Here is a 13,853-nt window from a genome sequence, read left to right on the forward strand (position 1 = left end):
GCACTCGGCCCGGACGACGTGATCTAGTACCGCGCACGACCGGACACGACGAAACAAGGGAACAACCGATCGGGGGGACAAGTGAAGACGCTGATGGGAGCCGCTGCCGCGGTCTTAGCGCTTGCCTTCCTGGCAGCCGCGAGCCTGATGACGGTGCTGCTCGTCGACAGCAAGGCGAAGACCATCGCCTCCGACGGGGGCGGCGGCCTCCAGGGGGTCCCCGCCGAGTTCCGCGAGTGGATCCTGAAGGCGGACTCCGCCTGCCCGGAGCCAGAGATGACTCCGGCCCTGTTGGCCTCGCAGCTGTGGGCCGAGTCGAAGTTCAAGACCAGCCAGGCCGAGGCCACCTCTTACGCCGGCGCACAGGGCCCGGCCCAGTTCATTCCGGGTACCTGGGCCACCTGGGGCGTGGACGCCGACGGCAACGGCCGGAACTCCCCCTGGGACATAGGCGATGCCGTCACCGCCCAGGGCAGGATGATGTGCTCACTGCTGAAGCAGGCCAAACGGTCCGGGTACGGAGGCGACCCGCGCGCCCTCGCCCTGGCCGGGTACAACGCGGGCTGGGGTGCCGTCGAACGCTACGGCGGGGTACCGCCGCAGTCGTTCGCAGGCGGCGAGACCCACGGCTACGTCCAGAGCATCCTCGCCGAGATGCACCGGTTCGAAGGACCGGGCGCCCTACAGGTCTCCGGCACGGGTGCAGGCCCCGATGCACTGCGCAGAGCGGCAACCCGACTGGGCACCCCGTACTCCTACGGCGGCGGCACCCCCAGCGGCCCCACGACCGGATGGTGCGACGGCGTCAACGGCTACCTCAACGGCGGCTGCAACGCCACCATCACCGTCGGCTACGACTGCTCCTCGCTCGTCCAGTACGCCTACTGGCCCACGACCAAGCTGCCGCGGACCGCCGCCGAACAGTACGGCGCCACATCCCACCACGCCGTTTCCCGCAACGACCTCCAACCCGGGGATCTACTGTTCTGGATCAAGGGCGGCTTCATCTACCACGTCGGGATGTACGCCGGCGACGGCAACGTCCTCCACGCCCCCCGCACGGGCAAGGTCGTGGAAATCGTCCCCCTCGCCTCCGCCATGCCGGAGCGGGACTACCTCGGCGCCACCCGCCCCTGACCCACTGTAGGTTCCGAATAGAGATGTCGTTGTCCAAGTGATTTGTCATCAACTTGTCGTCCGACTCGTCCAGCTGAGTCTCTACTACGGCCTGCCCCGTGATCACGTGACGGAGTCTTGGAGCCAGATGCGGATCGAGGCGACACCAACGGTGCCCTTGCAGATGAGGTCGCGTTTGTCACCCCGCTCTAGGGGAGGCGGGCCAGCAAGTGGGCGTCGAGGAAGCCCCGCTCGGAGGCCGGGTCGTGGATCAACCGGGCGACCGTGACGAGCCCAGCCCCGGCCAGCAATTCGGCGAACTGGTCCACCGGCCAGCTATAGGCAGGCGTCACCTTGTGGTCGAAGCGGACCGGCTCTGGTCCGTCGGTCGCGAAGAATGAGACCAGGAGCAGGCCCCCAGGCGCCAGGACACGTACCTGCTCGGCAAGCAGCGCGGGTAGTTCCCCGGGCGGGGTATGGATCATTGAGTAGTGGGCCAGCACGCCGCCGAGCGCGCCGTCCTCGACCGGCAGAGCCTCCATCCGCGCCTCGTCGAACCGCAGTGCCGGATGGGCCTGCCGAGCGTGGTCGATCATGGCCGGAGAGAGGTCGAGCCCGAAGGCGTCCAGTCCCAAGTCGTGCAGCATGGCCGTCAGATGTCCAGGTCCGCACCCGACGTCGGCTGCCCTCGGGATTCCCGTCCCGCGCACCAGCTCGGCGAAGGTGCCGATCATGTTCCGCGCGAACGGCTGTGTCTCCAGGCGATTGGCAAACATCGACGCATACAGCTCGACGACTCCGTCGTAGGCCGCCTTGGTTTGTTCCTGGTGCTCCACCATAGGAAGGAAGCTAACACCCGCGCACCTTCGCAGCTTCTCCGGCCCCGTGCCGTCCCTCGCCCCGGCACCAGCGTCACACTGGCAGTCCGTGGTCCAGCCTTTCGTTTGGTTTGTCCGCTTTTCCGCTCACGTTAGCGCTGGTGGTGGCCAGTGTCCTGGTGTCAACAACATCGGGCACGAAGGGGCGACCATGGGGACTGGTGCAGGCGACGCGGACGCGACAGATTGTCGGACGGTCCGGGTCACGTATCGGCGGGCCAACGGACGGCTGGTCGAGGCCCCGTTCGACCGGATTCCGGTGGACGAGGTCGCCGGCGGACTCCCCGTACGCGAGTTCCGTTGGTACCGGGGCCGGAAACACTATTCGGGCTGGTACCACGCCTCAACGACGGGCCGAATGGTGGCCTACGAGAGCCGGTTGGAGCTCGCCCGCATCCTGATCGCCGACTTCGCCGATGATGTCGCGCAGATCGCGGCCCAGCTGAGGGCCGCCGCGCCGCCCGACACGAAACCCAACACCGCGCCACGGCCTGAAGAATCCGACAGCTCGGCCGGACAAAGCCCCCGACAAGAAGCCTGGACAACACCCCAAAACACCAGGTCACGTCGCCACCGGCCGACAGCTGAAATCGGAACCTACACCCACCCACACGAACGGCGCGTGCCGCACCCCCGAACCATGGTGGTGCGGCACACGCCGTTCACCACCAACTACCGGCCCCTACCCCGCGACGGCGGGTGCAGCCCCGGGCGGTCGGTAGCCACCGCAGAGACATTGGGCGCCGGCTGCTTGGCCGCCTGAGTCTTAGAAGGGCCTACGGTCGACGACTGCGACCGCGCGGCCGACGTGCTGACCTTCGGCCGCCCCATCGGCGGTGCTTCACCCGGCGGGTGGCTCAGGACATGAACGGCTGTCCGGGTCAGGCGCGAGCCAAGCTGGGACCCTCGCGCCTCCTGCCAGGAGGTGTCCTTCATCAGCCCGGCCAAATGCTCCTTCACCGGCAGACCCGCGTCATCCATCTTGGCCATCCGTGCAGCGACGAGAGGCCAGTGCGTCGCAGCGACCATCAAGTCGACCTCACGGTCCCGGCCGGGCATCGCCGCCCTCACCATCTGCACGAAGTGCTCGTTCTCCCTCGGCCCGATCGACAGCTGACGCAAGGCCCGCTCTCGGTCCGACAGGTCGAGATCCTTCGGCAGATCGAGGTCCTTCGTCATCGGCCCGTACGCCAAGAGCGCGTCCCTGCTCGTCGTCGGCACTTCTCCGGCCGCCAGGACCTTCGCGACCGCCTGATCGACGCCGACACCTTCGTCGTGCGCGGAGGCGAGGATCTTCCGCACGTCGATGCCGCGCTCGTCCAGCCGCGCCATGGTCGACGCGATGTCGGGCCACGTCGGCGAGGACAGGATCGCCTCCCGCACCGGGCCCGCCGGCAGCGTCTCGCGGAGCATCTTCTCCCACTCCCCCGTGCCTTCACGGGCGACCCGAGCTTCGTTCGCGGCAACGGCGTCGCGTACGCTCACCGCGACCTCGCCGATCCGCGGCATCAGCTGCTCCAGGTCAACGCCCGCCCGCTTGAGCGCCATGAGCTGCTGCGCGAGCTGCGGCCAGTCCGCGCTGGCCATCAGGGCCACGGAAATGTCCGCGGGTAGCAGATCCTGGAGCCCTGCCTTCGCCTCCTCCTTCGCTTCCTCAGCGGGCGGCAGCTCCTCCTCCGCTCCCCTCTTTCGCCGCTGCTGGTGCCGTCGCACGGCATCAGCGATGGCCATGACCAGCCGCACCGACATGACGGCAGTCTGCACCGCCTCGCCCGCCGCCTCGGCGAACGGATCCCCCTCCACGGGTGTTGCCATCTGCTGCACTCCCCTCGTTAGCGGGCCCGCCTCGGGCCCTTGCGCTGCTCGTCGCCAGGCGGCCTGCGCTTCGGTGCAGTTGCCCCCGCCTCACGGGTGGGTGCGGCGCTGCTTCCCCGTGCCGCCCCCGACTGTCGACGACGGGCTCGTGGCGGAAGCGTCCGCGGCCGCACCGCGCTGCCCCCGCCATCCGCCCAGATGCCATGTAAGCACCTCGGCGATCGACTCCCCTGCGGACAACTCCCGTCGCCGGGCCACCGTCACCAGCACATCGGCCGGGTCTTCACCCGCCTTTTCGACCCCCATCAGGCGTGCCCGCAGTACAGGCCATGCCGGGTCGGCAAGGACGGCACCGGCGTGCTCGGGAGGAACTTCCTGAACCGCGCACGCCATCAGCCGCTCCGCCGCCACAGCCGTCTTCCGTGGCCCGGCCGCGACCACGCGGTGCTGCGCTCGGGTCGGGGCCGGTATTCTCGTGCCGCGCTCGCGCCGGCGGTGACCTCGACCGCCTCCCGCAGCAGACGACCGGCCCGTCCAGAGGCCTCCACCTGCGCCCGGTGCTCCTGCGCTTGGTGCCAGCGGCGGGACGCCTCCCCGGCCTGCACCACTCTGGCCAGGGTCAGCGGACTGGGCGACAGATGCTCTCCGGCCCTGTCTTTCGGATTGAGACGGGACGAAGTGCATGGTTTCGGCGGACATTCGCACGCCAGCGACACAGCACTCCGTCCTTCCCGGTGTTCGCGATCGCGGACGTACGGCTGCGCGGGCCGAAGGCCCGGGATCCTTTCGCGGATCCCGCACGTTGCGCTGACGGATCCCAGTAGTCGACACCGTCCGTGCTCTCGATGTGGAGGAGATCCTGTGCTGGACCAGACCCTTGCAGCTCTTGCCCTGTCCGGTGCCACGACCGTGGTGGCCGCGATGGCTACCGACGCCTGGGAAGCGGCCCGGACCGGAACCGCCAGGCTCCTGGGCCGGGGTGAGCCACCCCGGCAGGCGGCCGTCGAGAACCAGTTGGACGCCGATGCCGAGCTGGTCGTGAGCGAGTCCGACGGTCCCGGCGTGCGTCGGGAGCTCGTCCCCGTCTGGAACCGCAGACTGTTCGCCCTCCTCCGCGAGGACCCTGCGGTGGCCGGGGAACTGCGGGCCCTCCTGGATGAGATACGCCCTGCCCTGCCGCAGGGCGCAGCCGGTTGGGTGCAGCACGTCACCGCGCACGACCGGGGCACGGCGTTCGGCGTGCAGGGCGGTGACATCCACTACCATGCGGGCCCCGCCACCCCGGTGGATGGCGAAGCCACGCAGGCGGACCGTGGTTGAGCAGAACATGCCGGGGACCGGGCAGCCCGACACGCCCCCGTCCGTCCGGCAGGACGTCACGGCTGTCGGCGGATTCGCCTACGGGGTGATCGGCGCCTCCGTCCACGTCTTCGGCGACGGCGTGCCGCTCTACGTACTGGAGGAGTGGCGTCCCGCTCCGGACGTCGCCCCGGAGTTCCTCCGCGAGCTGCCGAGCCGGATGCTCAACGCCCGCTTCGCCGTCGTCGAGTTCACCGGCCGACATGAAGAGCTGGCCGATCTGCACCGCTGGTGCCGTGACGGGCCCCGACTCGCCGCACGCTGGCTGCACGGCCCCGGCGGACAGGGCAAGTCCCGGCTCGCCGCCCGCTTGGCGGCCGAGGCGGTCGACGCCGGCTGGAAGGTGGTGACGGCCACCCACGGCCCGGGCAGCGTGCTGCCGCCACCCGGCAGCCAGGACCTCCGCCCGGACGGGTCGGCCGGCGTGCTGCTGATCGTCGACTACGCCGACCGCTGGCCCCAGACCCATCTGACGTGGCTCCTCAGCAACGCGCTCCTGCACCGGTCCGGGGTGCGGGCCAGGGTCCTACTGCTCGCGCGCACCGCGGACGCGTGGCCCGCCCTGCGGGCCTCCCTCACCAACCAGCAGGCAGGCACCTCCAGCCGCTATCTGGAGCCGGTGGATCCCGACGAGGGCGCAGGGCGGCAGCAGATGTTCGCGGCGGCCCGCCGCGCCTTCGCGAACCGCTACGGAATCCGTGACCCGGCGGCCGTCCCGGTCCCCGGCGGTCTCGACCACCCGGACTTCGGCCTCACACTGACCGTGCACATGGCCGCGCTGGTCGCCGTCGACGCCCATGCCGCCGGCCTCCCGCCGCCCGAAGGGGCCGCTGCGCACCTGACCATGTACCTCCTGGACCGCGAGCACGCCCGCTGGGCCCGGCTCTTCGGCGACGGCACCCACGACCTATCTCCGACGAGGCGCACGTACGGGACCGCACCCGACGTGATGCGGCACGCCGTCTTCGCGGCGGCACCCACCGGCCCGCTCCCCCGCGCCGCCGGCACCGCCGTACTCGCGTCGCTCGGCATCGGTCCCGTAGATCGGGTCTGCGGCGACCACGCCGTCTGCTACCCGCCGCTGGGCCCCGCGCACGGCCAGGACGGGGCGGTGGTGCTGGAGCCCCTGTACCCTGACCGCCTCGCCGAGGACTTCATCGCCCTCACCCTCCCGGGGCACCACGCCGACTACCCGCCCGCGCCGTGGGCAGCGGATGCCGTCCGGGTCCTCCTCCACCGTGACGGCGACGACCGCGCTCCCGCATGGACCGCGCGAGCGGTCACCTTCCTGACGGCGGCTGCCGAGCGCTGGCCGCACGTCACGACCCGCCACCTCCAGCCGCTGCTGCGGACGGACCCCCAGCTCGCGGTCGACGCCGGGAGTGCCGCGCTGTCCGGCATCGCCCGGCTCAAAGACCTGGACACGCCACTGGGCCAGGCCATCGCCGGGCATTTCCCCGCCCGCCGCCACGTCGACCTGGACGTGGGAATGGCCGCCCTGACGGCCCGTGTCGGCGAGCAGGTGCTCGTCGAAACGCCCCTGGAGGACGAGTCCCAGCGGCCAGTGCTGAGGGCGCTCATCCGCTCGGACATCGCCGTCCGTCACTCGCACGCCGGCCGGTACGACCTGGCCGTCGCCGCGATGGAACAGTCGGTCCTGGACTGGGAGATGGCCGTCTCGACGATACGCGCGGGCTTCACGCCCCACCTCGCCCACGCCTTGAACGGCCTCGGCAACTACCTCTGGCGGCAAGGACGGACCGACGAAGCCCTCGCGGCGAGCGAGCGGGCGGTGGCGCACTGGCGCGATTGGGCCGACTTCTCGTCCGACGACACAGGCCTGCCGCAAGCACTCAGCAATCTCGGCCTCTGGCTCGCCGAAGCCGGCCGCCGCGCCGAGGCCGGACAGGTGCTTTCCGAGGCCCTGATGCTCCTGCGCCCGGCGGCCGAGGCGGACCCGGAGGAAAACGATCGCCATCTCGCCTCCGCCCTGCACAACCTCGGCACCTGGCTGGCAGTCGAAGGCCGCCGGGCCGAGGCCCTGGAGGCCACCGCCGAGTGCTTGGACATCCGGCGCCGCCTCGCTGCCGCGCACCCGGAGACCTACGAACCCGACCTCGCCGACATCCTCACCAACCTCTCCCGGGACCTCGCCGCGCTCGGCCGCCGGACCGAGGCACTGGCGGCCTCGGGAGAGGCGGTCGAGGTCTTCTCCCGCCTTGCCCGCAAGAACCCAGCCGCTCACGAACGCGGCTACGCCGCCGCCCTGTGCGGCCTCGGCGCGGACCTGGCGGAGGCCGGCCGGTGGGAAGAGGCGGTGGCCGCGAACGAGCAGGAGATCGCCGTCCTGCGACGCCTGGCCGAGGCCAATCCCGCCGCACACGAGCCGCCGCTCGCGCAGGCCTTGGACAACCGGGGCCAGTGGCTGGCGGAGGTCGGCCGCCCGGCGGAGGCACTGGCGCAGGCCGAGGAGGCCGTCGCCCTCCGCACCCGGCTCTGGCAAGGGTGCCCCGCGGCGCACGAGCGCGCGCTCGCGACCGCCCTGGGGAACCTGGGCTTGAACCGGGTCCGAACGGGGCGTCCGGCCGAGGGACTGGAGCTGTCGGTCCGGGCGGTGGCGATGCTGCGCCGGCTGGCGCAAGCCAACCCGTCGGCCCACGAGACCGAACTCGGGCGGTGCCTCAACAACCTCTGCATCGCCTTGCTGGTTTCGGGCAGGCCGCACGAGGCGCTGCCCGCCGCGGAAGAGACAGCAGCCCTCTGGCAGCGACTGGCCGGAGCCGAACCGGCCGTCCACGGGCTTACAGCGGCCAGATCGCTGTTCACCCTCGGTATCTGCCGGATGCTGGCGGGGCGTCCGGCCGACGCCCTGGACCCGCTGGAGCGCTCGGTCACCGTGCTGCGCCGTCCGCCCGGTGACACCGGTACCGCCGAACGGGCACCCCACCTGGCGCGTAGCCTCGACGGACTGTCCCGGGCGTACGTGGCCGTCGGTCGTACGGAGGACGCCCTGGCCGCAGCCGAGGAAGCGGTGTCCCTGCGCGAACGACTCGCCCTGCACGACCTCGAGGCACACCGGGCCGCGCGGGACGACTCACGCCTGTTGTTGTCCCGGCTGCAGGAGATCACCACAAGGCAACGAACGCGCTACGGCCGGTGGCCATGGTGACGAAGATGGCGTCGCCGAAGGGAAGCCCTTCCCCCGGCAGATGCGACTCCACCCGACGCCGACCAGATTGCGCAGTCTGCCGCGGCCGCGCCCGGGCGCAGCGTGCGGTGGGCAGTGGGGCCTTTGCCGCACGTGTCGCTGACCCGTCTGGCGCAGCAGGTGCCTTCCCGGGGCCGGCCGTCTCAGCGGGGGGGGCAGGCGGCGCAGCGGGAGCTCGAGCTGCTGCAGGTGATCGCCGGGGCGGGCAGGCCGGCGGGTGAGCGGCAGCTGGCGCAGGCCAAGAGCCTGTCCCGGCTGGTGGTGCAGCGGCTGCTGGTCTGACTCGGCCGGAAGCAGCTGGTCCGGACGACGGAGGACGGCGGATGGGTTGCAGGCCCATCCCTGCGGATGCTTGCCGCGCCCGGTCGGTACCAGGGGCCGGTGACCAGCCAGGTCCTGGCCGCCCTGCCTACCGGGCTGGGGAGATGAAATCATGCGCTGGGGGGGGGGCGGACGGGCCGAGCACTGCCTGCGGCGTGCACGGTGGCACCGTTCGAGGAAGCCGAGCCCCGCCACGACACTGACCGAGAGCCTCCTGGCCCAGCTCAGCTTCGAGCCTTATCCCGCGGGACCGTACTGCCGGGCGCGGCCACAACGACACGGCGATCCTGCACGTGCTCGGCGCCGAAGCAGTGCGCTGGCAGCCCGTGCCGCCCAGCCACAGGCTGGCCGCTCTGGGCGCGACCGACGAGGAAGGGCAACGAGACCCGAAGGTGATGCCGTTCCCGCTGCAGACCGACGCCCTCCCCTGTCCACGGCCTCCACGTCCGCATCTCAGTGGACCGCGGCCTGCGCTGCTCGTGGTCGTCGTCCGCGACGGTTCGCGCGGCCAGGACCCATGCCGGGAGGCGCCCGCATGGAACGGCTTCAGCCCCGGCGCCTGGCTGCGGCCAGGGCGTCCTTGACCGCCTGCGCCACGTAGGCCGCGTCCTCGGGGTTTTTCACCACATCCGTGTGGTTCATGTCGATGACGAGGACGTCGCTGGCCGAGTAGTGCTCGTGCACCCAGTCGTCGTAGCCGGACCACAGCGTTCGGTAGTACTCCACGAGGCTCTCGTCCTGCTCGAAATCGCGGCCCCGCAGCCCGATGCGGTGCAGCACCGTATCGAAGTCCGCCTTCAGGTAGACCATGAGATCGGGCGCCTTGCGGTACGGCAGGCCGTCGATCTCGCGCATCATCTCGTCGAGCAGTCCCTCGTACACCCGCATCTCGAGGGAGCTGATCCGACCCAGATCATGGTTGACCTTGGCGAAGTACCAGTCCTCGTATATCGAACGGTCGAGCACGTTGTCACCCTGCTTGTACGCCGCCTTGATCGAGGCGAACCGCGTCTGCAGGAAGTAGAGCTGGAGCAGGAAGGGATAGCGCTTGGCCTGGATCTCCTCGGGGCTCGCCGTGTAGAAGAGCGGAAGGATCGGATTGTCTTCCACACTCTCGTAGAAGACCTCGCTGCCCAGCTCCTTGGCGAGCAATTCGGCCACGCTCGTCTTACCGAGTCCGATCATGCCTCCGACGCAGATCACCGGCATACCTCACTTCTCCCTGGAAATCCTCTGTTCGCGGGAGGGGCTTGCATCCCATATCCCAGCGACGCAATCCAGGTGGTAACCCGATGCTTCAGGACCTTCATGAACAGCGCCATGGGGCGTCAGTCCGGACCAGGTGTCCGACGCAGGCCTCCCCGCTCGACCGGCCGGAGTGACCGCTGCGCGGTTGCCGCGTGCAGCGAGCCACCGCTCCGCGGTCGGCTTGAAGCTTAAATGACGATTCGCACCACGCTGGCCGGAGCGCCGGCACCTAGCACCTCGCTCCCCGTGTCGTCACCGCGCCCGACTCTCGAGCCACCCGCCCGGAACCGCGCTCACGGTCGCGCTGGCAGCCCGTGCCGCCCGGCATTCTGCGTTCTGGGCGTGACCGACGACTTGGCGGCTGCGGCCGCTGCGTTTCGGACTGGCCTCTCGTAGGCGCAGCGGCGGGGGTGGTGAGGCCGACCGCCAGGGCCGGTCCGGTAAGGCAAGGGCAAGGCAAGGGCAAGGCACGGGCAAGGGCAATTCGCTGTGTGACATCCAGTGCGCCCTTTCCGTCGTACGGTCGTACGACGGACGGGCCCGTTCGGGGCCACTCGTCCACCGGCGCGTGCCCGCCGTGTCCCCCCTCTGGTCGCGTGCAGGCCGAAGGGCAATCCCCACCCTTCGGGGCACGACCGGCTCCCGTGGCCCGACGCTGGCCCTCGTTCCATGGCGGAGCCACGGCGACCGCACCGAACCGGGTGCGGGGACGGCCGACGGCAGGCGAGTACCCGCACCTTGCCCAGCACGGGGGACGAGCCGCGGGCTGTCCGCGGCCTGCCGTGCGGTCAGGAGGAACGCGAGCAAGTGGCATGCGCGGTCCGTGGCGAGGCGGACCTTGCTGGCTGGTCAGTCCGCTCTGCCTTTTCGATCGGGTCGTCCTCCCCTTCGCAGGGGGTGGAGTACACCCATCGGCGTCGGGAACGACCCGCCGGTCCACCACGGTCCCGCGCACCCGAAGGCGCCGCGGCACACTCCCAGGGCCTGGGACGGGCGAGGTCCGGGTGCTGTCCAGGGGATGCGGGCGGTACGCGTCGGACGTCAAGAAGTTCTTGACAAGTCGGCCGCGTCAAGGTTTCCTTGACGCATGTTGATCTTGAATGTGAAGGCTCGACACCGGGACCTCTTTCCCACCACCACATCCATGGCCGCCGCGCTGCCGCTCGCCGTGGGCCTGCCGGCCATGACGGTGATGTTCGGCAACCGGCTCGGCACCTCGGCCACCGTCGCCCTGATCATCGCGGGCCTCGCACTCATCGCCTGCACGGCCGGGCTCGCCGCCCGAGCGGCGGCCCGCAACTCCGCCGAGCAGGCGCGCCGCGACGAGGCGATCCTCGACGCCCTCGAACCTCTCGTCGCACTGCGCCGATGAGTGGCGAGCCACTGCTCCACCCGGTGGAGATGGACCGGATCCGGGAAGGGATCGCGGCAGCCGTCCTCGGCGCCCCCGAGGGGCTGGCCGACTCGCTCGAACACGACGCCCACGGCTATCTGCGCCTGGTGGACGCCTCGCGCGTCGGCGCAGAGGAGGCGAGCCGGCTGCTGCGCGAGGCCGTTCAGGGCGCCAGGGCCGCCGGCCACAGCTGGGACACGGTGGGCCGCGTCCTGGGAGTGAGCCGCCAGGCCGCCCAGCAGCGCTTCGCGCACAAGGCCGCCGGCACGGGCCCATCGGCACCGCCCGCCGAGGGACCGAACACCGCCAAGCGCCGCACCCTCAGCGGCTTGTCCGCGTTCAACGAGATGGCCGCCCTGGAGGAAGCCGGCCGCGACGGCTGGCACATGATCGGCTACGGCCCCTTCTTCCACGAGGTGGAAGCATCAGGCCACCCCTGGGAACACTGCCGGGTCCCCCTCCCGTCCGCCGCGCGACACCGGCGGATGCAATCAGAAGGCTGGATTCCGGTTGGCGCGGGATGGTTCCCGTGGCGGTACTACAAGCGGCCCGCCAACTCACCGCAAGGACTGTCAACAGACTGATTCAGGGCGCGTTGGGCACCCCACCCAGGCCGCGTACCCGTACACGAGGGCGAGAACCAGTTCCCCGGCGGGGACACGGAGCGGGGACGGCACGCGGCCGGCACCTACGATGCCGACCCGGAGGGCCCCCGCCCGAACCGCTTCCGCCCGCTCCGGCTCGCCTTCGCTCCATCGAAACAGACCTCGTTTCGCTCACTCTGCCTACGGCACGTCGAGGCCGGCGCCCCGTTTCGGCCCCTGCCGAGCTCCGCCCAGTACCGCCCGGTGTTGCAGGTCTGCCGTGTGGCGGCAAATACGCCTTCAAGCCTGCAACAGCACGCTCTCCGGTATTTCCTGATTTACCGTCAGATAAATTCCACCGGATCCTCCCGACCCACAACTAAAGCAAGTAACCCGCCTTACACGCCTTACCCAGACCCTTCGGACAGGGGTTCACGGCACTGTCGTGTCCGACACCAGGCGCCGCCCCGGACCCACGGCTCCATCGCGGCGTGGATCCAGCCAGAGGCAGGGCGGGCCACGACTTGGCACGGTCCGACGCCCAGAACATCCCGGGCGGGGACCACACCACACCCCAGCAACACCGCAGACCGCGCCACCGAACAGCGACTGCGCGAGCTTCGAGGTTTCGCCGCTCCGCCTTGAACGGGCGCGCTCCGCGACTTCCGGGTGACCTGCGCTGCATGGGGTCCGGTCACCAAGCCCGTTAAACGAACAAGCTCTAGCGTGATCACCATATTGCTCCGGACTTCTTCTGGGGGCTGGAGTCCGCAACACGAGAGGCATCTTCATGAGGATTCGTTCCACAGTTACAGCACGTATTGCACGGGCAATGGGAGCCTTGGGCCTGGCGGGGGCAACGGTGCTCATAGCCGGCAGCAACGCCCACGCCTCGTACGGCGCCCCCTACGTCCGCTACGGCATGCAGGGCAAGGCGGTGTACTGCGTTCAGTACGGCATACGCCAGATCGGCCTCGGCACCGCAGGCGACGTCGTCGCTACGGACGGAATTTGGGGGGCCCGGACCGACAGCGCCGTCAGGGAGCTGCAACGCCGCGCGGGCTTGCAGGTGGATGGCGTCGTAGGCCGCGAAACGGGCGACATCATCTTTAGGGCAATCGCACACGAACAGCCGGCAAACGCGTTCGACTGCTGGAGTCACATACCGACGAAGAGCCGGTACCTCATGGGCTACGGCATCTAACGCCCCTCGGGTCACCGACCCCGGAAATACGCCGAGGGGCTTCCTGACCTCCCTTCGAGAAGTACTCATTCGCTGGACCTGGTTCGGGTGGTGACGGCACATCACCACCCGAACCAGTCAACCAGCAAACGGGCCGGTCACTGCGCCAACGCCACGCACGCACCGAGCTTGATGCGGGGCGCCGGGAGGCTGTTCCAGTTTCTGACCGAGAGGAAGGAAAAGAACAGCGTGGCCATCGCCTCGAACGAATCGCTCGCAGCCTGGACCAAGGCCTTCACCGACTCGCGGCTCTGCGCGGCCATCGTCGACCGGCTCGCGTGCAACGGCGCCACCATCGGCACCGGAACCGGGTACTACCGCCTCGCGCAGACGGCGGCCACACAACATCAGGACCATGCATAGGCGAGCCTGGTGCTCTCGCGCTCACTACAGGAATCAAACCCTCCTCCGATCCTGGAAAGCCGACGACCTTCTTCGCGGCGAGCGGAGACAGAGCCATGGGTCCGGCCCAGCCCTGCTGAACCAGCGCGACCTTCCCGGGCAGGGGGGCGACCATTTCGTGCGCGTCGGCGGCGGAAGTCCGTATTCCTCGGCGTTGTGCACCGGGGGCCGAGGCCACCCTGGGCCAAGCCCAAGGCGCCGGGGCCGGACGCGCCACGCCCACCACAAAGGCCCCCGCCTGGGCCCCAGACGCCCCAGCCCCGGGGAAGCGGCGCGACCAGCCCCA

10 protein-coding genes and 1 pseudogene are annotated in these 13,853 nt (G+C 70.2%); 8 read left to right on the forward strand and 3 right to left on the reverse strand.

What is annotated here, in order from left to right:
- Positions 1–93: 93 nt before the first annotated feature.
- A complete protein-coding gene (locus ACFV7Q_RS09950) occupies positions 94–1,137 on the forward strand; it encodes an NlpC/P60 family protein (protein ID WP_385426066.1) in 1,044 nt (347 codons plus the stop codon).
- A gap of 188 nt (positions 1,138–1,325) precedes the next feature.
- Here ACFV7Q_RS09950 and ACFV7Q_RS09955 read toward each other — a convergent pair whose 3' ends face one another.
- Entirely contained in the window at positions 1,326–1,955 is a 630-nt protein-coding gene (locus tag ACFV7Q_RS09955) for a class I SAM-dependent methyltransferase (protein ID WP_385426069.1), read from the reverse strand.
- Between the two features lie 711 nt (positions 1,956–2,666).
- Entirely contained in the window at positions 2,667–3,809 is a 1,143-nt protein-coding gene (locus ACFV7Q_RS09960; protein ID WP_385426072.1) for a hypothetical protein, read from the reverse strand.
- Positions 3,810–4,670: 861 nt separating this feature from the next.
- On the opposite strand from ACFV7Q_RS09960, the gene ACFV7Q_RS09965 reads away from it, so the two are divergent.
- The 3 genes from ACFV7Q_RS09965 to ACFV7Q_RS09975 all read left to right on the forward strand — a co-directional run bounded on the left by ACFV7Q_RS09965 (position 4,671) and on the right by ACFV7Q_RS09975 (position 8,658).
- Positions 4,671–5,129 carry a hypothetical protein gene (locus ACFV7Q_RS09965; protein WP_385426075.1) on the forward strand — a complete coding sequence of 153 codons (459 nt, stop codon included), beginning with the start codon at positions 4,671–4,673 and terminating at the stop codon, positions 5,127–5,129.
- Positions 5,122–8,337, forward strand: a complete 3,216-nt coding sequence (locus tag ACFV7Q_RS09970) for a tetratricopeptide repeat protein (protein ID WP_385426077.1) — start codon at positions 5,122–5,124, stop codon at positions 8,335–8,337. Before ACFV7Q_RS09965 ends, ACFV7Q_RS09970 begins: the two co-directional genes overlap by 8 nt.
- A gap of 132 nt (positions 8,338–8,469) precedes the next feature.
- The gene (locus tag ACFV7Q_RS09975; protein WP_385426080.1) at positions 8,470–8,658 is read left to right on the forward strand and encodes a hypothetical protein; all 189 of its coding nucleotides are present in this window, start codon (positions 8,470–8,472) and stop codon (positions 8,656–8,658) included.
- Positions 8,659–9,243: 585 nt separating this feature from the next.
- Here the strand turns inward: ACFV7Q_RS09975 and ACFV7Q_RS09980 are convergent.
- Positions 9,244–9,906, reverse strand: a complete 663-nt coding sequence (locus ACFV7Q_RS09980) for a deoxynucleoside kinase (protein ID WP_385426083.1) — start codon at positions 9,904–9,906, stop codon at positions 9,244–9,246.
- 1,126 nt (positions 9,907–11,032) lie between these two features.
- On the opposite strand from ACFV7Q_RS09980, the gene ACFV7Q_RS09985 reads away from it, so the two are divergent.
- The 4 genes and pseudogenes from ACFV7Q_RS09985 to ACFV7Q_RS10000 form a co-directional block, all read left to right on the forward strand.
- On the forward strand, positions 11,033–11,317 hold the full coding sequence (locus ACFV7Q_RS09985) for a hypothetical protein (RefSeq protein ID WP_385426085.1): 285 nt from the start codon (positions 11,033–11,035) through the stop codon (positions 11,315–11,317).
- On the forward strand, positions 11,314–11,922 hold the full coding sequence (locus ACFV7Q_RS09990; RefSeq protein WP_385426087.1) for a hypothetical protein: 609 nt from the start codon (positions 11,314–11,316) through the stop codon (positions 11,920–11,922). Before ACFV7Q_RS09985 ends, ACFV7Q_RS09990 begins: the two co-directional genes overlap by 4 nt.
- A gap of 832 nt (positions 11,923–12,754) precedes the next feature.
- Positions 12,755–13,126 carry a peptidoglycan-binding protein gene (locus ACFV7Q_RS09995; RefSeq protein ID WP_385426090.1) on the forward strand — a complete coding sequence of 124 codons (372 nt, stop codon included), beginning with the start codon at positions 12,755–12,757 and terminating at the stop codon, positions 13,124–13,126.
- 174 nt (positions 13,127–13,300) lie between these two features.
- Positions 13,301–13,528, forward strand: a pseudogene (locus tag ACFV7Q_RS10000) (ATP-binding protein); the annotation flags it as partial.
- Positions 13,529–13,853: the final 325 nt, after the last annotated feature.

Source organism: Streptomyces sp. NPDC059851, from assembly GCF_042732005.1.
Lineage (GTDB): Bacteria > Actinomycetota > Actinomycetes > Streptomycetales > Streptomycetaceae > Streptomyces.